We start from the raw sequence: 20,113 nt of genomic DNA on the forward strand, positions 1-20,113 counted from the left end.
GGCGATCCTTACGCAGGATCCGCGGAATCCGGCTTCGCACGATATGTGGGATGGCGCGTCGCAGCCCGCTCGGTAGCTTGCTCGGTACCTCGGGGCGGGAGGTTGCTTCGAGGGCACTGTCGAGCCTTACCCGAGACGGATGCCGAGGTAACCCGAATGTCGCCGCAACTCCCACCCGCCTGCGCCGCCGGCGCCGCACCGACCGAACCGACCGACCGCGAACTGCTGCAGCGGACCCGGGGCGGTGACGACGAGGCCTTCGCGGCGCTGTGGCGCCGCCACCACGGGCCGCTCTGCCGATGGGCCCGCACGATGACGACCCGGTTCGAGGCCGATGAGCTGGTGTCCGAGGCGTTCGTCCGGCTGTTGCAGGCGATCAGGAACGGGCGGGGGCCGGAGACGGCCGCGCGCGCATATCTCCGAGCCGTCATGCGGAACCTCTCGATGGAGTGGGCCCGTCGCGCCGTGCCCGTCGTCACGATGGACGGCTACGACGACCTCCTCGTCGCCGAGGACCTCTTCGCCGGCGTCGACGACGCGGCCGACCGCTCGTCGGCCGTGCGGGTCTTCCAGTCGCTTCCCGACACCTGGCAGCGCGTGCTGTGGCTCGGAGACGTCGAGGGTCTCCCGCCGCGGGAGATCGCGACGGCGCTCGGCATGAACTCGAACGCCGTCTCCGCGCTCCGCTTCAGGGCGGTGCACGGGTTCCGCCGGGCGTACGCGGCGACGGCCGAGCCGGCCGGTCGGGTCGCGTAGCTGCGGGCGCCGACCCGCTCAGCGCTGCGTCGGCACCTTCACCCAGAGCATGAGCACGAAGCCGGCGACGACCACGAGGATGATGCCGAGCACGCCCCAGTACGTCGCGCCGAACAGCAGGATGAACGCCGACCAGAGCATCGGCGAGAGGAAGCTCGCCGCGCGCCCCGTCGTGGCGTAGAGACCGAAGATCTCGCTCTCGCGGCCGGCGGGGGTGACCCGCGCGAGGAACGACCGCGACGCCGCCTGGGCGGGCCCCACGAAGAGGGTGAGTGCGAGGCCGAAGATCCAGAAGACGAGCTTGCCCGCGTCGTGCAGGAAGAAGACCATCGACCCGGCGACGATGATCCCGCCGAGCGCGGTGAGGATGACCGCGCGGGGACCGAACCGGTCGTCGAATCGGCCCGCGACGATGGTCGAGACGCCCGCGAGCAGGTTCGCGGCGATGCCGAAGATCATGACGTCGTTCGACGAGAAGTGGAACGCCACTGCGGCGATGACGGCTCCGAACGCGAACACCCCGGCCAGGCCGTCGCGGAACACCGCGCTCGCGAGCAGGAACCAGAACGTCGGTCGTGAGTCGCGCCACAGCGCTGCGATGTCCTTCGCGAGTACCACGTAGCTGCGCCAGAACGACACCCGTTCGGCCCGCGGGGCGGGCGGCGCCTCCGGCACGTAGACGAGCACGGGCCACGCGAAGAGCAGCGTCCACACGGCGCAGCCGAGCGCGATCACGCGGAACGCGAGGCCGTTGTCGGTCGGCATGCCCCACCAGTCGAAGCTCGTCGCGACGACCACGAGTACGAGCGCGACGATGCCGCCGATGTAGCCGAGACCCCAGCCGAGCCCGGAGACCTTGCCGACCGTCTTCGGCGTCGAGACCTGCACGAGCATCGCGTTGTAGTTGACGCCCGCGATCTCGCTGAACACCGTTCCCGCGGCGATGAGCGAGACGCCGAGCAGGAAATAGGCGGGGGAGCCCTGCACGAAGAACAGCCCGACCATGCAGGCCACCAGCAGCGCGGTGGCGCCGCCGAGCCAGAGCTTTCGACGGCCCGCGACATCGGCGCGCTGACCGAGCACCGGCGCGAGCACCGCGATGAGGACGCCGGCGACCGTGATCGCCCAGCCGAGGCCCGAGGCGAGGTCGGCGAGCCCGCGCTCGTACGCCGGGTCGCCTTCGCCGAGTTCCGCGACCGCGGGATCGAGGAAGACGTCGCTCGTGAGGTAGAGCGCGGTGAACACGAACGTGAGGATGACCGAGTTGAAGGGCTGCGTCGCCCAGTCCCACAGCGCCCACGAGAACACCTGGCCGCGCGGGATGCGCCGCCCCTCCTGCATCTGCAGGCCCATCACGCGGATCGCCCCGCTCTGCGCGGTCGCCGGCGGGGCGGCCGGCGCACCGTACGACGGGGACGGCGCGGCGTCGGGCGACGCGGGGGCGTCGTGGTTCGGGTCGGTCATGTGGGCAGTCTCCCGGCGTCCGGTGAACGGGTGGTGACGGCGCGCGCCGGCCGGGGCCGATCCGCGTCGATCGAGTGCACTGTATCGCGAGGCGGCGCCGATGCACGCTGCGGGCGCGTCTCGCGTTCAGGATGCCCCGGCCGAGGCATCCTGAACCGCGCTCCCGCTCACATCGCGACCATGCCGACGAGTTCGCCGAACAGCTCCTCGGGGTCGCACTCGAGGCGCTGGCGGGTGAACCACGAGCACACGTTGACGCAGTCGCGGTGCAGCAGGTCGAAGCCCTGCGGGTTCGACACGAGGTCGACGACCTGCGGCAGGTCGATCACCACGATCCGGCCGTCGTGCACGAGCAGGTTGTAGGGCGAGAGGTCGCCGTGCGCGAGCCCGCCGGCGGCGAGCGTGTGCATGAAGTCGACGATCTGGTGGAACAGCTCGCGGAGCTCGCCGGGCGTCGCGCGCACCTGGGCGAGCCGAGGCGCCGCGACGCCGTGCGCGTCGCCGATGAACTCCATGAGCACCTCGGTGCCCGCGACCTGCACGGGGTACGGAACGGCCGCGCCGAGTTCGGTGAGCCGCGAGAGCGCCTCGAACTCGGCGTAGGCCCACTGCACCTTCGCGACCTCGCGGCCGAACGAGGTGCCCTTCGCGACGGCGCGGGCGTCGCGGCTGCGGCGGGTGCCGCGGCCCTCGGTGTAGACCTGCGACCGGTGGAAGTCGCTGTGCTCCGCGCCGCGATACCGCTTGGCCGCGAGCAGCACGGCGTTGCCGGTGACCGCGGCGTCGGCACCCGGCACGGCGCGTTCGATGAGGAAGAGGTCGGCCTCCTTGCCGCTCTTGACGACGCCGAGCTCGGTGTCGATCGCGGCGGCGGAGGTGACGAGCCAGTCGGGTCGCGGCTCGGGGCCGCGTTCCGACGGGGTGGTCGCGGGCCAGGTCGACCAGCGCTGGTCCTCGCCGGGCTCGATGTCCTGGAAGGCGAGGTCGCCCGCGTCGAAGCGCGGGGTCGTGAAGGCGGGAAGGTCCGTGCGCGAGTTCACGATGGAACGCACGACAGCGGTCTCGTCGAGTGACGACGTCAGATGCAAGGTGGTTTCTCCGAAGGACGCGGAGGCCACCGCCGCGGATCAGCGGCTGAGGGCGGCCTCGCAGGATGAAGGGATGTCGAGGTGCATGACGAAGACAGCCATGGTCGTCTCCTCTCCTTCACCCGGATGCTCCGGGGCCGGCGCCCGGTGATGGACGCAGCTTCGGCAGTCTAGGGCGGATCGGGTCGCCCGTCCAGCATTCCGTCCTACGGAACCGAACAGGTCGAGTTCACGTTGACCACGACGGTCGTGAACGAGAGCGAGCCGGTCTTCGCCGCCGACTCCCACCCGCCGGGCCCAACGGCGAAGAGCGAGAAGGTGCCCGAGCCGATGCCGAGCAGGCCGTTCGTGAGCTGGAGCGAGGTGGCGCCGGCGGCGAGCGTGCCCGAGCCCGCGAGACCGCCCGTGACCGTCCAGCGGTACCCGGTGCGGGTGAGCCCGCCCGCCGGCGCGGTCCAGTTGAACGTCACGGGCTGCAGGAGTCCCGCCGTGCAGGTCATCTGCGTGACGGCGGCGACGCTGCCCGAGGCGAACGTCCCCGTCGCGCGCTCGCCGTCGTTCCACGCGGCCTCGGTCGGCTGCGCGGTGCCGATCAGGGCGGCGGATGCCGCGACCGCCGCCGCGGCCACGACGATGCGGAGCCGTCCGCGCCTCATCGGGTCGCCCCGTGTCCGGCGGATCGGCGACGGCGGCGCGATCCGGCCAGGAGCGCGGCGCCGCCCAGCGCGAGCGCGGCGACGACGGCGATCACCGGCGCCGCGACCGTGCCGGTGCCGGCGAGGCCGTCGTGCGCCCCGCTGCCCGGTGGGCCGATGCTCGCCTCGTCGCCACTGCCGGTCGCACGCACGACGAGCGTGGCGAGCCCGGCCGGGGGACCGGCCGACGGCGCCATGCGCACCTCGAAGCGCAGCCATCGCTCGTCGTCGCTCGACATCGTGAGAAGCGGCAGCCGCTGCCCGTCGACGGGCAGCTCGAGGCCGTCGGCGACGGTCGTCGGTGCCCCGCAGCCCGCCGCGGTCCAACGCTCGGCGCACCAGGCGACGTCGCCGACGAGTCCGAGGGACGGCGATCCGGTGCCGCTCAGGGTCACCGCGATCGTGCCGCGCTCCGGCGCCTGCGCCGACACGCCGACCTCCCAGACCACCGTCTCGCCGGGCGCCATGCTGGCCATCGCCTGGGCGTCGCCGACCGAGACGAGCCGGATCACCTCGCCCTGCACCACCGTCTCGTCGGCGGTGACCCCGACGCCCGCGCGAGCCGGGGCGGCGGAGCCGAAGACAGCGGTGCCGATCGAGACGGCGACGAGGCCGAGTCCGAGGGCGCTCGCACCCGTCGCCGTGCCGCGGCGGTGGCGCGGTGCTGCCCCGGGCAGGGCATCGGGTCGCGATGCCCCGGGTGAAGGCGCGGAGGGGCCTCGGGGGCGACGTGGCCAGAACGCCCACACGACGAGCGCCGTCGCCCCCAGGGTGAGCCCGCCGAGCACGCGCGCGTCGCCCAGGGCGGCGATCACCGGTGCGGCGCCGGGCACCGAGAACAGCACGATGCGGGCGGTCGCGACGTCGTACGGCGCCGGGTCGTCGACGGGGTTCGCATCGCCCCGAAGGGTCAGCGAGCGGGTCGACGGCCGGACGCCGTCGTCGATCGCGACGACGCGGTGCGTGACCGGCAGCCGGCCGGGACGATCGACCGTGACGACGTCGCCGACCGCGAGCGACGAGGCGGGCACCTCGCGCACGACGGCCGCGGAGCCGGCCGGGATCGTCGGACTCATCGAGCCCGTGCGGAACAGCACGATTCCCACGCCCAGGCTCACCGCCGCGATGACGAGCACGAGGCACAGCGCCCCCGCCGCCGCAGCGACGGTCAGCAGCGCATCGCCGGCGACGGCGAGGCCGCGGGAGGGACGTGCTCGAGGCATCCGGCTCTCAATTCGACGATGCGGCGGTGAACTGCCACGTGACCGTGGCCGACTGCCCCTGGTAGCTGTTCGCGGCGCCGTTCACGACGCGGACCTCGAAGCACAGCCCGATCGCGCCGCCGGCCGCGGCGACCGGGCTCGCGACCGGGGTGCCCGGCACCGAGGCGACGGGAAGCCAGCTCGAGGCCCCGCCCGCGATGTACGCGGGCGTGCCCGTGAAGGCCGCCGCAGCGCAGGTCGCCGTCGGGTTCGGCGCGGTCATGCGCACCGCGCGGTATTCGAGCGCCGCGACGAGTCCACCCGAGTTGTTCGTCACGCCCGTCAGCGACACGTCGCCCGCGACCGTCGTCGCGGTCGTCGTGCGCACGTTGAGCCAGGCGTAGTGCGACACCCCGGGCGACATGCCGGTCGCCGCGAACGACAGCGTCGCCCCCGGCGCCGTCGGGCGACTCGCGTACGTCGGCGAACCCGCGCTCTGCGACTCGGTGTCGAACACGCTCGCGGCGAAGCTGCCGGTGGCGACCTCGGAGTCGTTCCATGCCGCCATGGTCGCCGTCGCCCCGACGCCGAAGACGATGCCGCCGGCGAGCACCGCTCGCAGGATGCGGGCGCGCCGCCGGCGATCACGGGGCGCGCGATGCCGTGACACGAGCACGCCTACGGCAGCACGTCGCCGGACTCGGCGGCGAACTCCCACGTCACCGTGCCCGATTGGCCAGACTCGAGCCCGGTGCCCGCGGTCACCGCGAAGCAGAGGAACTTCGGCGCCCCGGCCGCCGTCAGGTCGAACGCCGGCGCGGCTGCCGGGTCGGTCACCGCCTGGTCGGCGACGAGCGCCGTTCCCGGCGGCGGGGTCGCCGCACTGCAGTCCTCGTTCCAGGCGTCGACGGCGTACAGCGAGTAGGTGAGGTTCGCCCCGATCGTGCCGCCGGTCGTCGAGGCGACGGTGACGGCGGCCTCGTAGTCCGACGTCGGGATCATCTGGACGGCGAACGGCGCGTACACCGTCGAGCCGGGGCTGAGCTCGTCGGCGTCGAGCGCGAACGTGAGCGTCTTGCCCGGAGCGGTCGCCGAGCTGCTGAATGCGGTGCCGTCCACGCTGCCCTCGATGCCGAACGCGCCGGCACCGAACGTGCCCGTCGCGAACTCCGAGTCGTTCCAGACCGCGAGCGTCACCGCAGCCCCGACGCCGAGGACGAGGCCTCCCGCCAGGATCGCGAGGACCTTGCGGCGGCGGTCGCCCGGCTGGGCCCCGGTCGATCCGTCGGCCGGTGGCCGGGCACCGCCCGTCGCCGTGCCCCCGCCGGTCGTCGCGCGTGTCGTCGATGCCATGAGTCGTCCCCCCAGACGCCCGGGCTCTCGTGGATGTCCCCCGATTCGGGTCCCCCAACCCGGTCTTCTGGAGCCTACCGGCGCGAGTGGGGACGCGGAAGGGGCGAGTAGGGTCGGCACATGCGCGACATGGTGCTCGTCGAGGCATCCACCCTGGTGCTCGTCGAGGGCGAGAGCGACCGGCTCGCCCTCGAGGCGCTCGCCGCGCGCCTCGACGCCGACCTGCCGGCGGCCGACGCCGCGGTCGTGCCGATGGGCGGCGTGACGAACCTGCGGCATCACCTGACGGCGCTCGCGCGCGAGGCCGAACCGCGGCGCGTGCTGGGGCTCTTCGACGCGGGCGAGGTCGCCTACGTGCGACGCGCCGTCGACGACGCCCGGCTCGGCAGGCCGGGCGACCCGCTCGAGGCGACGGGGTTCTTCGCGTGCGAGCCCGACCTCGAGGGCGAGCTCATCCGCGCGCTCGGCGCCGCCCGCGTCGAGGAGCTCCTCGCCGAGCATGGCGAGCTCGCGCGGTTCCGCACGTTCCAGCACCAGCCCTTCCAGCGGGAGCGGCCCGTCGAAGCGCAGCTGCGCCGGTTCATGGGCACGCACGCCGGGCGCAAGGCGCGGTTCGCGCCGATCCTCGTCGCCGCCCTCGAGCCGCGCCGCATCCCGGCGGCGATGGCGGCGCTCATCGCCGAGGCCGTCGCGGGCGCCGGCTGAACGCGGCGCGCCCGTCAGCCGCGTCGACCGCCCGTCACCCGCGTGCCGCGCGGCGAGCCTTCACGTGCTTCTGGACGAGCTGCCAGGCGGCGAACGCGAGCAGCAGCGAGAACGCGACGTTCGACGCGAACGGCGTGATCGCCTGCGCGGTGAGCGTGCCGAGCGGCGAGACGATGCACGCGGCGATGCCGATCGCCGCGGCCATGCGCAGGTCGACGTTGCCGCGCCGCAGGTTGCCGATCGTGCCCGAGATCGAGCCGGGCACCATCATCGCGAGCGAGGTGCCCTTCGCCACGAGGTCGCTCGCACCGAAGAAGAACATGAGGATCGGCACCAGGATGATGCCGCCGCCGACGCCCATGAGGCCCGACAGCACGCCGGTCAGCACGCCGACGACGACGAGCAGCGCCCCGGTGAGCACGTCGATCTCGATCGCGGCATCGCGCTGGGGCACGACGAGCCAGAGGCTCACGCCGACGATCACGAGGAACGCGAGGAACGACCAGAACAGGATGTCGCGGGGGAGGCGCGCGAGCAGCCAGGTGCCGAGCTGGGCGCCGACGACCACGCCGACCGCGATCAGCGCGGCGGCGATCCAGTCGACATGGCCCGTGACACCGTAGCTGATCGCGCCGACGATCGCCGTCGGCAGGATCGCCGTCGTCGAAGTGCCGGCGGCGAGGCGCTGATCGACGCCGAGCAGCATGAGCAGCGGCACGACGACCACCCCGCCGCCGACGCCGAAGAGCCCGGAGAGGTAGCCGGCGACGACGCCGATGCCGATGAGCGCGAGGAGCGGGCGGCGCGCGGTCTGCTCGACGGTCATCGCGCCACCGCCTCGGGCTGGGCCTCGACGACGATCGCGGAGCCGTCGGACCGGGGGTCGCTCGCCGCGTCGAAGCCGCCGTCGGTCACCCGGATCAGGTTCGAGTGGCCGAGGCCCTCGTCGCGCGGCCGCACGACCTTGACCGCGAACTGCGGGGCGGCGTCGAGTGCCGCGCGGGCCGGCGCCGCGACATCCGACTCGGCCGTGACGGTGGTCGCGGTGTCGCCGTCGTCCTGCACGCCGACGACCCAGCGCGGCGCACTCGTCGCCTCGATCGCCGACGCGCCGGCGAGCGTGCGGAGCAGCAGGTGCGCGTGGATCTGGGGCTGCGCCTGGCCGCCCATCGTCGCCTGCACCTGGAGCAGCTCGCCGTTGCGCAGCACGAGCACGGGCATGAGCGTGTGCGGCGGGCGCAGGCCCGGGGCGAAGGCCGCCGGGTGCGCCGGATCGAGCGAGAACGAGGTGCCGCGGTTCTGGAACAGGATGCCGGTCGAGGGGTCGAGCACGCACGCGCCGAACGCCCAGTAGACCGATTGCACGAGCGAGACCGCCCAGCCGTCGGACGAGACGGCCGTGAGCCCGACCGTGTCGCCGAGCGCTGGGCGGCCGTCGTGCGACTCGGCCGGCGCGTCGACCGTGATCAGCTGCACGCCGTCGAGCGGCGCGACATCGGGGTCGCACAGCCACGCCGCGCGCACGCGGTTCGCCGCGTGGAACAGGTCGGCCAGCTCGGCCGCGTCGGCGCCGAGGGGGTCGCGGAGGTCGCGCTCGGCGACGCCCGTCACCGCGCGGAGCAACGAGAACCCCTGCGTGTTCGGCGGGGCGGTGACCACCTCGACGCCGAGCGCCTCGAGGCGGAGCGGGTCTTCGACGATCGGGCGGTAGGCCGCGGCATCCTGCGCGGCGATGCGGCTGCCGAGGGCGGCGAGCCCCGCGATCCAGCGCGCGGCGACCTCGCCCTCGTAGAACTCGTCGGGACCGTGCTCCGCGAGGCGGTCGAGCGTGTCGGCGAGCGTCGGCTGCACGAGCGGCTCGCCCTCGTCGAGCGGGGCGTCGCCGGGCAGGAACACCTCGCGGCAGCCGGGGTCGGCCGCGAGCGCGTCGCGGTCGTCGCGGATGGCTCGGCTGACCGAGAGCGCGGTCGGCACGCCGGCGCGCGCGTGGTGCCGCGCGGGTTCGAGCCGCTCGGCCCAGCCGAGCCGGGCCCCGAGGTCGGCGAGCGCCTGCCAGCCGCGCACGCCGCCGGGCACGGTCACCGTGTCGATGCCGCGCTTCGGCAGGGCGTCGCCGTGGCGCTCGCGGAGCGCGTCGAGCGTCTGCGTCGCCGGCGCCCGGCCCGTCGCGTTGACGAACCGGATCTCGCCGTCGGGGCTGCGGACGAGTGCGACGAGGTCGCCGCCGAGCGCGACGTTGTTCGGGTAGACGACGCAGAGCGCGGCCGCGGCGGCGATGGCCGCGTCGATCGCATTGCCGCCGGCGCGGAGCATGGCGGCCCCCGCCTCGGTGGCGAGGTGGTGCGACGTGGCGACGGCGCCGGAGATCGGGGGGTTCGGAGTGTCGGTCATGCGCGGATCGCCTCGTTGGTCGGAGTGGGCAGGGAGTCGGTGGCCGCGGGCATCGCCGCAGGCCCGACGTTGGTACGGATCGCGGCGAGCACCTCGTCGACGTGGGCGCGGGCCTCGCGTTCGGCGGCGCCCGAGTCGTGCGCGGCGATCGCCTCGAAGATGCGCCGGTGGGCGGCGCTCGACGCGCTGCGACGCTCGGGCGACTGCAGGCCGCGGCGGCGGCTCGGCTTGATCTGCGTCGCGATGAGGTCGGTCAGCTGGGCGAGCAGCGGGTTGTGGGTGTACTGCGAGATCGCCTGGTGGAAGGCCCGGTCGAGCTTGGCGTAGCGCTCGAGGTCGGTCTCGGCCTCCATGCTCTCGACGAGGCGGCGCAGCTGCGCGACGTCGCGATCGGTCACTCGGATCGCGGCGAGTGCGGCGATGGGCGGCTCGATCGCCGCGCGCAGCTCCATGATGCGCGCCAGTTCGTGGCTGCCGTCGTCGGAGCGCTCGAGCATCGAGGTGAGTGCTGAGCCCATCGCTCCGCCGCGATCGCCGGGGGAGACGACGATGGTGCCGCGGCCGGGCCGCCGGTCGATGAGCCCGCGGCTCTCGAGCTCGTGCAGGGCCTCGCGGATCGAGACGCGCGAGACGCCGAGCAGTTCGCCGAGCTCGCGTTCGGGCGGAAGGCGGTCGCCGGGCTTCAGCTCGCCGTCGAGGATCAGGCGCTCGAGATCGACCGACAGCCGGCCCGGCACCGAGAGCGCCTCGAGGCGGCGCAACGACGTCCACTCCATGTTCGATCCTCTCGCGGAATGCCCCGTTCGCGAGCCGTCGGCGGAGGGCATATCGACAGCTTGACAGTTGGTCCTACCAACTGTCAAACTGGGCCACCACAACGCTGTGCCCTCGACCAAGGAGCCCCCATGACCGGCCGTTTCCCCCTCCGTCGCATCGCCGGCGCCGTCGCCGCACTCGCCGTCGCCGCATCGCTCGCCGCCTGTTCGAGCTCGGGTTCCGGGGGGTCCGCCGCCTCCGGCGACGACGCCCTCGGGCTCGTGAAGCCGGGCGCGCTCACCGTCTGCACGGGAGACTCGCCGCCCAACATCTTCTACGACGAGAACAACGAGCTCACGGGCGTCGAGATCGACATGGCGAACGCCTTCGCCGACAACCTCGGCCTGAAGACCGAGCTCGCCGAGTACGCGTTCGCGGGGCTCATCCCCGCGCTGCAGGCGAACCAGTGCGACGTCATCATGGGCTCGCTCTACATCAAGCCCGAGCGAGAGGAGATCGCGAACTTCGTGCCCTACCTCTACTCGGGCACCGGCGTCGGCGTCTCGAAGGAGAACCCCAAGGGCGTCACCGGCGTCGACGACAGCCTGTGCGGGCTCAAGGTCGTCGCGATCACCGGTGCCACCGGCGGCAACGGCGCCGAGGAGCTGTCGGCGAAGTGCGAGGCCGACGGCGAGAAGGCCCTCAACCTCACCCTCGTCGACGAGGGCACCGCCGCCGTGCAGCAGGTCATCACGGGGCAGCAGGACGCGTTCATCGACACCTCCGAGATCATGGACTTCTACAACCGCGAGTCCGACGGCGCGCTCGTGATGGCTGGCGAGCCGGTCGGCAAGATCAAGATCGGCGCCGCGACGCTGAAGGACAACACCGCGCTCAACGAGGCGCTCGACGGTGCGATGCAGCAGATCATCGACGACGGCGACTACGCCGCGCTGCTCGAGAAGTGGGGCGTGCAGAGCGCCGACATCACCGCCGGCGAGTAGTCCGCTCGGGCACCCCGCGACACGAGTCACCTCGGAGGAGACCCATGACATTCGACTGGACCTATTTCTGGCAGAGCCTGCTGACGCCCAGCGAGCAGTTCCTGAACGGGCTCGCGCTCACGATCATCATCTCGGTGGTCTCGATGGTGCTCGCGCTCGTGCTCGGACTCGTCATCGCGCTCATGGGGCGAAGCCGGTTCCTGCCGCTGCGCATCATCGCGAGCCTGTACGTCTGGGTGATCCGCGGCACGCCGCTGCTCGTGCAGCTGGTGATCATCTACACGGGGTTCGCGGCCGTCGGGCTGTTCCGCTTCGAGGACGCCGACCTCGCGGGGGTGCTCATCAAGGGCGCCGTCCAGGCCTCGATCGTGGGGCTCATGCTCCACGAGAGCGCCTACATCTCGGAGATCGTCCGCTCGGGCCTCGAGTCGGTCGAGCGCGGCCAGAACGAAGCGGCGCTCTCACTCGGTCATACCCCGCTCGGGGCGATGAGGTACATCGTCGTCCCGCAGGCGATCCGCATCATGGTGCCGCCGCTCGGCAACTCGTTCAACGGCCTCATGAAGACCACCTCGGTGCTCTCGATCATCGGCGTCGCCGAGATGTTCCAGGTCGGCAGCACGATGGCGTCGTCGACGTTCAAGGTCTTCGAGATCTACCTCGTGATCGCCATCTACTACCTGGTGCTCACGACGGTGTGGACCGTCGCCCAGACGGCGATCGAGAACAGCCTCAACGCACGCGCCGGGCTGCCGAGGGCCGAGTCGGCGTGGAAGCGGCTCTTCGGCCTCCGGAGCCGCAAGGCGTCGCCCGCGCAGGCGACGGCCGAGACATCCCGCGTGCTGCAGACCGATGACGCCTACTGAGGAGCGGACGATGAACGACTACACCGTGGCCACCCCGATCGAGACCCGGGGGCCGATCGTTCGCGCCGTCGGGGTGCGCAAGTCCTTCGGCGACCGCGAGATCCTGAGCGGCATCGACGTCGAGGTCGAGCGCGGAGAGGTCGTCGTGCTCGTCGGCGCCTCGGGCGCCGGCAAGACCACCTTCCTGCGCACGCTGAACCGCCTCGAGCCCATCGACGGCGGCGAGATCGACGTCAACGGCGAGCAGATCGGGCAGCACGCGAACGGCAAGGGCAGGCTCGTCGAGCGGTCGGCGCGCGACCTCGCCCGGCAGCGGGCGGACATCGGCTTCGTGTTCCAGCACTTCAACCTGTTCCCCCACATGACGGTGCTCGAGAACATCTGGCACTCGCCCGTACGGGTGAAGGGCGAGAAGAAGTCCGAGGCCGTCGGCTACGCACGCGAGCTGCTCGCCCGGGTCGGCCTGGCCGACAAGGCCGACGCGCGACCCAGGTCGCTCTCGGGTGGACAGCAGCAGCGCGTGGCGATCGCCCGTGCGCTCGCGATGCGGCCGGCGCTCATGCTGTTCGACGAACCGACGAGTGCGCTCGATCCCGAGATGGTGGGCGAGGTCCTCGCGGTCATGCGCGACCTCGCCAAGGCCGGCATGACCATGATCATCGTCAGCCACGAGATGGGCTTCACCCGCGAGGTCGCCGACCGGGTGATCGTGATGGACGGGGGCCGCATCATCGAGTCGGGCCCGCCGGCGCAGGTCTTCACCGCGCCCCAGCACGAGCGGACGCGGCAGTTCCTCTCGAAGGTGCTCTGACGGGAGGGATGGCTCGATGACCGTCAACGATCGGCGACGCGCGCCCGGCACCCTCTTCGGCGTACCGCACGCCGCCTCGGCGGAGGGAGCCCGGGCCGCCGTGCTCGGGATCCCGTTCGACATGGGATCGCATCCGTCGCGCATCGGAGGGCGGGGAGGCCCGGCTCACGTCCGGTCATCCTCGCTCCTCGTGGCCGAGACCGCGGAGGACCTCGGGATCAACCCCGTCGATCACCTGGGGCTCGTCGACCTCGGCGACGTCGAGGTCACCCCCGGTCAGGTCGACGACGCCTTCCGGCGGATCGCCGCCGAGGTCGGCGCGCTGCTCGACTCGGGGGTGATCCCGATCACGATCGGAGGCGACGGCGCGGTGACCCTCCCGCAGCTCCGGGAGGCCCACAGGAGGCACCCCGACCTGGTCGTCGTGCACTTCGACGCGCACACCGACGCGTACGACCTGTTCGAGCCGTTCGAGTTCAACAACGCGAACTCGTTCGTGCACGCGGCACGCGAGGGCATCGTCGACGTCGCCCGCTCGTTCCACGTCGGCATCCGCGACACGGAGCTCGCCGGGCGGCCGGGGGTCGTCGGCTTCGCCGAAGCGCTCGGCTATCGCGTGCGATCCATGCGCGCCGTGCGCGAGCGGGGCGTCGCGGACGTGCTCGCGGAGATCAGCGAGGCCATCGGCTCGCGGCCGGTCTACCTCTGCTGGGACATGGACGTCTTCGACCCGTCGGTGGCGCCCGGCGTCGTCACGCCGGCGTGGGGCGGGCTCAGCACCGCGGAGGGGCTCGAGCTGCTGCGCGGCGTCGCCTCGCTCGAGGTCGTCGTCTTCGACGTCAACACCGTCTCGCCGCCCCACGACATCGTCGGGCAGACCGGAAGCCTCGCGGCGCACGTGATCCTGGAGTTCCTGGCCGCGGTCGTCGAGCGCGGCGTCCTCGACCGCCAGGCGCTCCTCGACCGCTAGGCGCCCGCCGACCGCGCCTTCGCGGACGCTGCGGCGATCTCGATCTGCTGCTGCACCTCGACGAGGTGCGCCGCGGCCTCGCGCGCGGCGGCCTCGGGGTCGCCGCCCGCGATCGCCGAGAGGATGCGCCGGTGCGCGGCGGTCGACGTCTCGCGCCGCTCGTCGGTCTGCAGCACCGTCGAGCGGCTGGGTGCGATGAGGTTCGCGATCTGCTCGTTGAGCATCGCGAGCAGCGGGTTGTGCGTGTACTGCGCGATCGCCTGGTGGAACGCGCGATCGAGTTCGGCGTAGTGCCCGTGCGACTCGGGGGCGGCCATCGCCTCGACGAGCTGCTCGAGCTGGGCGAGGTCGCGCTCGGTCGCCCGCCGTGCGGCGAGCGCGGCGATCGGGGGCTCGATGATCGAACGCAGTTCGAGGATGTGCGGGATCTCGGAGTGCGTCGAACCGAGGACATCGGCGAGCGCCGCGCTCGACGCGTCGCGCGCGTCGGACGGTGAGAGCACGACGGTGCCGCGACCCGGCTTGCGGTCGATCAGCCCGCGGCGCTCGAGTTCGTGCAGCGCCTGCCGCAACGACACCCGCGACACCCCGAGCCGCTGGGTGAGCTCGAGTTCGGGCGGCAGCTTCTCGCCCGGCTGCAGGGTGCCGTCGAGGATCAGCCGCTCGAGCCTGATCGACAGCCGATCGGGCACCGAGAGCGAACGGTCGCGCCCGACTTCAGACCAGTCCATGAACCCTCCTCAGTCGATTGAAGCAGGGTGCACGGCATCAGCGCACCAGGAACCACACCAGCGCGGCGACGCCGATCACGACGATCACGACGCGATACGCCGTCTGCGGGATGTGCCGCCCGTAGCGGCCGCCCAGCCACCCGCCGACGAACGCGCCGATCGCGATCGCGATCGCCGCCGGCCACGCCACCTCGGTGACGAGCACGAACACGATCGCCGCCGCGAGGTTCGCGGTCGAGGCCATCGCGTTCTTGTACGCGTTCGCGCGCACGAGCGAGCCCGCCATCGTGATCGAGAGCAGCGCGATGAGCAGCACGCCCTGCGCGGCGCCGAAGTACCCGCCGTACACCGCGGTGAGCCCGGCGACGGCCATGGTCGCCGCGGGGTGGTCGCGGTGCTCGGCCTGGCCGTGCAGCCGGGCGGTCCACCGGCGGATCACCGGCCCGAACACGACGAGCAGCAGGGCGACGACGATGAGCACCGGCACGATCATGTCGAACGCCTCGGTCGGCAGCTGCAGCAGCAGGAGCGCACCGGTCACGCCGCCCGCCGCGGAGAAGCAGAGGTAGAGCGCGAGCCGGCGCCACTCGCCGGCGAAGGCCGAGCGCCCGACGATCGTCGCCGTCAGCGAGGCCGGCAGCACGCCGACATTGTTCGTGACGTTCGCGAGCACGGGCGGGTAGCCGAAGGCGAGCAGCATCGGGAACGTCACGAGCGAGCCAGACCCGACGACCGAGTTGATCATGCCGGCGACGACGCCGCCGCCGGTGAGCACGAGGAATTCGACCGGGTTCATCGGGCGGTCACGGCGGTTCGGCGCATCCGTCGATTCAATCAGTTCGGATGCCTCGTGCCGCACACCGTGACGCCGCGCGAGCGCGAGCGTCGGGGCTACGCGCCGGTCGGCGCGACCCAGGCGGCGAAGGTGGGAGCGCTCAGGAAGGTGATCGCGCCGTCGGTCCGGACGACCACGGGGCTGATGCCCGAGCCCGGTTCGACGGGACCGGTGTAGGCGCCGGGCACCGGGTCATTGGTCAGGGTGTACCCGGCCGTCGCGAGCGCTGCCTCCCACTCGGGCCAGGCCGCGTCATCGACGGCCAGCTGCGCGACATCGAGTGTGATGTCGGTGGCCTCCTTCCCCCAGCGGCAGCCGAGTGCGCCCGCGTCGAGCATCTCGCCGATGAACTCGGTGTGCGTGATCGTGTCGCGAGGGGTGAGTCCGTCGGCGTCGAGCTTCGCGTACGCCTCGTCGGTGAGCACGGTGTCGCATGTCGCGGCGGCGGCGGTCTCCGTCGGCTCCGTGCTCGGTGCGACGGTGGCGTCCGACGTGGGTTCGGACGTGGGCTCCGTCGACGGCGCGCCCGTGCAGGCGCTCAGCCCGATCACGAGCAGCGGGAGGGCAGCGGTCAGGGCGAGGCGTTGCAGGGAACGGCGCATGAGCGCGAGTCTAGGGCTGCGTGGAGCCGCGGAGCATCAGGGTGCTCCCCGACGCGCACGCCGGCGCTCGGCGCCAGTGATCAGTCGGCCGAGAGCTCGAACGAGCGCCCGTGCACCTCCGTCGGGATGATGCGCACCCAACGGTCCTTCGTCTCGGGTGCCCAGGGCCGGACGCCGAGTTCTTCGGCCGCCGCGATCTCGCTCTCGCGGTCGAACTCCTCTGCGGTGCCCTTCACGACGACGCTGAACGCCTCGGTCGCCGAGTACCCGTCGACCTGGAACGCCACGCCGTGGTGGATGGTGAGCTCGAGCAGCTTCGTGCCTGCCGCGGTGCGGAACACGATCACGGGTCGATCGCCGCGCGCGTCGAGCCGGTGGTTGACCGGGAAGATGTCGACTTCGCCCGCGGCCGCCAGTGCGATGCGCCCGTACGGGGCGGCCTCGATGCGTTCCCAGCACTCCTCGGGCGGCATCGATCGCGTCGGCGTGCGGCCCTCTGCTGTCTCGTCCATGCTTCGATTCTGGTCGCTTCGGCGGGCGGCCGGAAGAGGGCGCAGGCTCTGCTCAGCCGAGGTCGATCGGCCGGAACCCCGCGCCGTCGAGCGTGCCGACGGGTGCCGCGATCGCACCGTAGCGGCTGCGCACGCCGAGGGCCGAGGCATCGGGGTTCGCGTAGAGGTACGCGGCGACCACCCGGTACTCGGCGAGCCGGCCGTCGGGGACGCGACTCTCGCGGATCGGCTCGCCTCCGAGGAGCGCCGCAGCCAGTGCGGTCCAGTACGTGCCGATCCCGCGGAACGCGCGGGCAGGGCGCTGGGGCTCGGCATCGGCCAGGAGGAGGTCGTTGCTCGTGCTCGCGCAGGCGATCGCGAGCCGGCGACCGAGCTCCGAGTACTCGGCGAACCCGTCGACGAGCGCCTCGTACCTGAGCCAGCCGGCTGCGCGGACGACGCTGCGCAGCTCCCGGCCCGCGCCGGTCACGACGCCGAACGGCACGTCGAGGGCGGCGGTCACGACCTGGTCGAGGGAGCGGGAGTCGCCGTCGTACTGGATGAATCGGCCGATGTAGCCGCGCTCGCCGCCGCCGTCTCCGCGCGCGGCGGGGCCGGCCGTGCGCTCCTCCTCCACCTGACGGCGGATGCGGTCGAGGTTCTCGTCGGCCTGCTCGAGGAGCGCCGCCGACAGGGCGAAGAGGCGGTCGACCTCGCGCGGGAGCTGGCGAGCGGACTTGTAGCGGAAGTCGTGCTCGAGCTCCGACCACGTGTCGGACAGGGCGGTGCGCAGCTGCACCTCGACGAGCGGGGCGTCGACCTCGGCGTCACCGCCGCCCCGCCGGCCGGATGAGCCGGCGATCTGGCCGACGAACTGCACCGATCGATATCCGAAGGCATCAATCGGGAGGAGCTCGGACTTGTCGACCCAGGAGTCGTCGTCGACGATGAGCGCCTCACGGACGACCTGCTCCATGGCGGGGAGGTCGCCTTCGAAGTGCGCGATCACGCGGACGCCGAGGATGTCGCGCACCTCGCGGTCGGGGGCGCGGCGCACCTTCCGCTCGAACGACTCGCGCGACTTCACCCGCGCGGTGACCTGGAAGTAGCGGAAGCCGGCCGCGTCGAGGCGGCGGGCGAAGTCGGCCTCGATGCGACTGCGCAGGCGACGGTACCGTCGCAGCTCGCGGTCGTACCGGGCGAGTTCTGCGGCGACGAGCTGTTCGTCGTCCTCGCGCGCATCCATGATCGGCAGGCTACTGCCTCGGGCGGAATGCCGCGCGGGCGGAATACTGAGCGCCCGCCGTGAGTTGAGTCAAGTACACTCAAGTTTCGCCCCGCCGACTTGACACGTTCACGTGGCACTGCGAGGCTTGAGTCGTCAAGGCTCAAGTCTTGACGCATCTGACTTCGGTTGCGGGCCAGGAAGGCCGAACCGGTATCCGGCGAAGGGGTCTCGACACGCGTCGCGCTGCGCGGCACTACTCGACCACCGAACGCCGGGAGAAGGAGAAACACACATGTCACGTGCAGTTGGAATCGACCTGGGCACCACGAACTCCGTGGTGAGCGTCCTCGAGGGCGGCGAGCCGGTCGTCATCGCGAACGCGGAGGGCTTCCGCACCACCCCGTCGGTGGTCGCATTCACCAAGGACGGCGAGGTGCTCGTCGGCGAGACCGCGAAGCGCCAGGCCGTCACCAACGTCGACCGCACCATCGCGTCGGTCAAGCGCCACATGGGCACCGACTGGAAGACCGACGAGATCGACGGCAAGAAGTACACGCCGCAGGAGATCTCGGCCCGCATCCTCCAGAAGCTCAAGCGCGACGCCGAGCAGTACCTCGGCGACACCGTCACCGACGCGGTCATCACCGTGCCGGCGTACTTCAACGACGCCGAGCGCCAGGCCACGAAGGAGGCCGGTGAGATCGCGGGCCTCAACGTGCTCCGCATCATCAACGAGCCCACCGCCGCGGCGCTCGCGTACGGTCTCGACAAGGGCAAGGAGGACGAGCTCATCCTCGTCTTCGACCTCGGTGGCGGCACGTTCGACGTCTCGCTCCTCGAGGTGGGCAAGGACGACGACTTCTCGACCATCCAGGTCCGCGCGACCTCCGGCGACAACCGCCTCGGCGGCGACGACTGGGACCAGCGCATCGTCGACTGGCTCATCAAGAAGTTCAAGGACTCGACGGGCGTCGACGTCGCGAACGACAAGATCGCCCTGCAGCGCCTCAAGGAGGCCGCCGAGCAGGCCAAGAAGGAGCTCTCGTCGAGCATGTCGACGAACATCCAGCTCCCGTACCTCTCGCTCACCGAGAACGGCCCGGCGAACCTCGACGAGAAGCTCACGCGCGCCGAGTTCGAGAACATGACGAGCGACCTGCTCGACCGCACGAAGAAGCCCTTCGAGGACGTCATCCGCGAGGCCGGCATCAAGCTCAGCGACGTCGCCCACGTGGTGCTCGTCGGCGGCTCGACCCGCATGCCCGCCGTGTCCGACCTCGTCAAGAAGGAGACCGGCCAGGAGCCCAACAAGGGCGTCAACCCCGATGAGGTCGTCGCCGTCGGTGCCGCCCTCCAGGCGGGCGTCCTCAAGGGCGAGCGCAAGGACGTGCTGCTCATCGACGTCACCCCCCTCAGCCTCGGCATCGAGACCAAGGGCGGCATCATGACCAAGCTCATCGAGCGCAACACGGCCATCCCGACGAAGCGCAGCGAGACCTTCACGACCGCCGACGACAACCAGCCGTCGGTCGCGATCCAGGTCTTCCAGGGCGAGCGAGACTTCACGCGCGACAACAAGGCGCTCGGCACGTTCGAGCTGACCGGCATCGCTCCCGCGCCGCGCGGCATCCCGCAGATCGAGGTCACCTTCGACATCGACGCCAACGGCATCGTGCACGTCTCCGCGAAGGACAAGGGCACCGGCAAGGAGCAGTCGATGACCATCTCGGGCGGCTCGAGCCTCCCGAAGGACGACATCGACCGCATGGTGCGCGAGGCCGAAGAGCACGCCGCGGAGGACAAGGCGCGTCGCGAGTCGGCCGAGACCCGCAACTCCGCCGAGCAGCTCGCCTACTCGGTCGAGAAGCTCATCAAGGACAACGACGACAAGCTCCCCGCCGACGTCAAGTCCGAGGTGCAGGGCGACGTCGACGCGCTGAAGTCGGCGCTCGCGGGCGACGACGACGCCGCGGTGAAGACCGCGTTCGAGAAGCTCTCGCAGTCGCAGACCAAGCTGGGCGAGGCCATCTACGCCCAGTCGCAGGCGGCGGATGCCTCCGCCTCCGGCGAGGACGCCTCGGCCACGGGCCAGGCGGGCGATGCCGCGTCCGATGAAGACGTGGTCGACGCCGAGGTCGTGGACGACGACGAGGAGAAGAAGTAGT

21 protein-coding genes are annotated in these 20,113 nt (G+C 71.9%); 7 read left to right on the top strand and 14 right to left on the bottom strand.

Annotation, left to right across the window (positions count from 1 at the left end; all coding sequences use genetic code 11):
* Positions 1-156 precede the first annotated feature (156 nt).
* Positions 157-756: an RNA polymerase sigma factor gene (locus ACFWGP_RS02560; protein ID WP_231429406.1), complete on the top strand. Its 600-nt coding sequence runs from the start codon at positions 157-159 to the stop codon at positions 754-756.
* 18 nt (positions 757-774) lie between these two features.
* On the opposite strand, the gene ACFWGP_RS02565 is transcribed toward ACFWGP_RS02560, so the two are convergent.
* From ACFWGP_RS02565 to ACFWGP_RS02590, 6 genes are all read right to left on the bottom strand, one after another.
* Complete coding sequence (locus ACFWGP_RS02565; RefSeq protein ID WP_374201075.1) at positions 775-2,220, bottom strand: MFS transporter; 1,446 nt, start codon at positions 2,218-2,220, stop codon at positions 775-777.
* Between the two features lie 167 nt (positions 2,221-2,387).
* Positions 2,388-3,272: a serine protein kinase RIO gene (locus tag ACFWGP_RS02570; protein WP_376930065.1), complete on the bottom strand. Its 885-nt coding sequence runs from the start codon at positions 3,270-3,272 to the stop codon at positions 2,388-2,390.
* A 242-nt stretch (positions 3,273-3,514) separates the two neighbouring features.
* Positions 3,515-3,964, bottom strand: a complete 450-nt coding sequence (locus tag ACFWGP_RS02575; protein ID WP_231429409.1) for a hypothetical protein — start codon at positions 3,962-3,964, stop codon at positions 3,515-3,517.
* Complete coding sequence (locus tag ACFWGP_RS02580) at positions 3,961-5,226, bottom strand: hypothetical protein (RefSeq protein ID WP_231429412.1); 1,266 nt, start codon at positions 5,224-5,226, stop codon at positions 3,961-3,963. The genes ACFWGP_RS02575 and ACFWGP_RS02580 overlap by 4 nt, the downstream gene beginning before the upstream one ends.
* Before the next feature lie 7 nt (positions 5,227-5,233).
* Positions 5,234-5,875, bottom strand: coding sequence for a SipW-dependent-type signal peptide-containing protein (locus ACFWGP_RS02585; protein ID WP_376930066.1), 642 nt, complete (start codon positions 5,873-5,875; stop codon positions 5,234-5,236).
* 8 nt (positions 5,876-5,883) lie between these two features.
* Positions 5,884-6,558, bottom strand: coding sequence for a SipW-dependent-type signal peptide-containing protein (locus ACFWGP_RS02590; protein WP_275507060.1), 675 nt, complete (start codon positions 6,556-6,558; stop codon positions 5,884-5,886).
* 120 nt (positions 6,559-6,678) lie between these two features.
* Here ACFWGP_RS02590 and ACFWGP_RS02595 point away from each other — a divergent pair, with 120 nt between their 5' ends.
* Positions 6,679-7,263, top strand: a complete 585-nt coding sequence (locus tag ACFWGP_RS02595; RefSeq protein ID WP_376930067.1) for a TOPRIM nucleotidyl transferase/hydrolase domain-containing protein — start codon at positions 6,679-6,681, stop codon at positions 7,261-7,263.
* Between the two features lie 34 nt (positions 7,264-7,297).
* Here the strand turns inward: ACFWGP_RS02595 and ACFWGP_RS02600 are convergent, their stop codons facing one another.
* Genes ACFWGP_RS02600 through ACFWGP_RS02610 form a run of 3 tightly spaced genes read right to left on the bottom strand, consistent with a single transcriptional unit; the run spans position 7,298 to position 10,430 of the window.
* Positions 7,298-8,089 carry a sulfite exporter TauE/SafE family protein gene (locus ACFWGP_RS02600; RefSeq protein ID WP_231429422.1) on the bottom strand — a complete coding sequence of 264 codons (792 nt, stop codon included), beginning with the start codon at positions 8,087-8,089 and terminating at the stop codon, positions 7,298-7,300.
* Entirely contained in the window at positions 8,086-9,654 is a 1,569-nt protein-coding gene (locus tag ACFWGP_RS02605) for a gamma-glutamyltransferase family protein (protein WP_376930068.1), read from the bottom strand. The genes ACFWGP_RS02600 and ACFWGP_RS02605 overlap by 4 nt, the downstream gene beginning before the upstream one ends.
* Positions 9,651-10,430 (bottom strand): FadR/GntR family transcriptional regulator, encoded by a 780-nt coding sequence (locus ACFWGP_RS02610; protein WP_231429426.1) that lies wholly within the window; start codon positions 10,428-10,430, stop codon positions 9,651-9,653. The genes ACFWGP_RS02605 and ACFWGP_RS02610 overlap by 4 nt, the downstream gene beginning before the upstream one ends.
* A 129-nt stretch (positions 10,431-10,559) precedes the next feature.
* On the opposite strand from ACFWGP_RS02610, the gene ACFWGP_RS02615 reads away from it, so the two are divergent.
* The 4 genes from ACFWGP_RS02615 to ACFWGP_RS02630 are packed head-to-tail and all read left to right on the top strand — an operon-like array spanning position 10,560 to position 14,061.
* Positions 10,560-11,414 (top strand): ABC transporter substrate-binding protein, encoded by an 855-nt coding sequence (locus tag ACFWGP_RS02615; RefSeq protein ID WP_231429427.1) that lies wholly within the window; start codon positions 10,560-10,562, stop codon positions 11,412-11,414.
* A gap of 44 nt (positions 11,415-11,458) precedes the next feature.
* Positions 11,459-12,280 carry an amino acid ABC transporter permease gene (locus ACFWGP_RS02620; protein ID WP_231429429.1) on the top strand — a complete coding sequence of 274 codons (822 nt, stop codon included), beginning with the start codon at positions 11,459-11,461 and terminating at the stop codon, positions 12,278-12,280.
* A 10-nt stretch (positions 12,281-12,290) separates the two neighbouring features.
* Positions 12,291-13,091: an amino acid ABC transporter ATP-binding protein gene (locus ACFWGP_RS02625; RefSeq protein ID WP_255679823.1), complete on the top strand. Its 801-nt coding sequence runs from the start codon at positions 12,291-12,293 to the stop codon at positions 13,089-13,091.
* A gap of 16 nt (positions 13,092-13,107) precedes the next feature.
* Complete coding sequence (locus ACFWGP_RS02630; RefSeq protein WP_376930069.1) at positions 13,108-14,061, top strand: arginase family protein; 954 nt, start codon at positions 13,108-13,110, stop codon at positions 14,059-14,061.
* Here ACFWGP_RS02630 and ACFWGP_RS02635 read toward each other — a convergent pair.
* The 5 genes from ACFWGP_RS02635 to ACFWGP_RS02655 form a co-directional block, all read right to left on the bottom strand.
* Positions 14,058-14,792, bottom strand: coding sequence for a FadR/GntR family transcriptional regulator (locus tag ACFWGP_RS02635; RefSeq protein ID WP_231429433.1), 735 nt, complete (start codon positions 14,790-14,792; stop codon positions 14,058-14,060). The two genes, ACFWGP_RS02630 and ACFWGP_RS02635, sit on opposite strands and share 4 nt — an antisense overlap.
* A gap of 37 nt (positions 14,793-14,829) precedes the next feature.
* A complete protein-coding gene (locus ACFWGP_RS02640) occupies positions 14,830-15,588 on the bottom strand; it encodes a sulfite exporter TauE/SafE family protein (protein ID WP_275507054.1) in 759 nt (252 codons plus the stop codon).
* Positions 15,589-15,683: 95 nt separating this feature from the next.
* On the bottom strand, positions 15,684-16,229 hold the full coding sequence (locus ACFWGP_RS02645; protein WP_275507053.1) for a hypothetical protein: 546 nt from the start codon (positions 16,227-16,229) through the stop codon (positions 15,684-15,686).
* Positions 16,230-16,309: 80 nt separating this feature from the next.
* Positions 16,310-16,741 (bottom strand): pyridoxamine 5'-phosphate oxidase family protein, encoded by a 432-nt coding sequence (locus ACFWGP_RS02650; protein ID WP_231429440.1) that lies wholly within the window; start codon positions 16,739-16,741, stop codon positions 16,310-16,312.
* Positions 16,742-16,793: 52 nt separating this feature from the next.
* Positions 16,794-17,966, bottom strand: a complete 1,173-nt coding sequence (locus ACFWGP_RS02655; protein WP_231429441.1) for a GTP pyrophosphokinase family protein — start codon at positions 17,964-17,966, stop codon at positions 16,794-16,796.
* Between the two features lie 274 nt (positions 17,967-18,240).
* On the opposite strand from ACFWGP_RS02655, the gene dnaK reads away from it, so the two are divergent.
* Positions 18,241-20,112 carry a molecular chaperone DnaK gene (dnaK, locus tag ACFWGP_RS02660; RefSeq protein ID WP_231429442.1) on the top strand — a complete coding sequence of 624 codons (1,872 nt, stop codon included), beginning with the start codon at positions 18,241-18,243 and terminating at the stop codon, positions 20,110-20,112.
* Position 20,113: the final 1 nt, after the last annotated feature.

The sequence above is a fragment of the Agromyces sp. NPDC127015 genome (assembly GCF_042725165.1).
Lineage (GTDB): Bacteria > Actinomycetota > Actinomycetes > Actinomycetales > Microbacteriaceae > Agromyces > Agromyces chromiiresistens.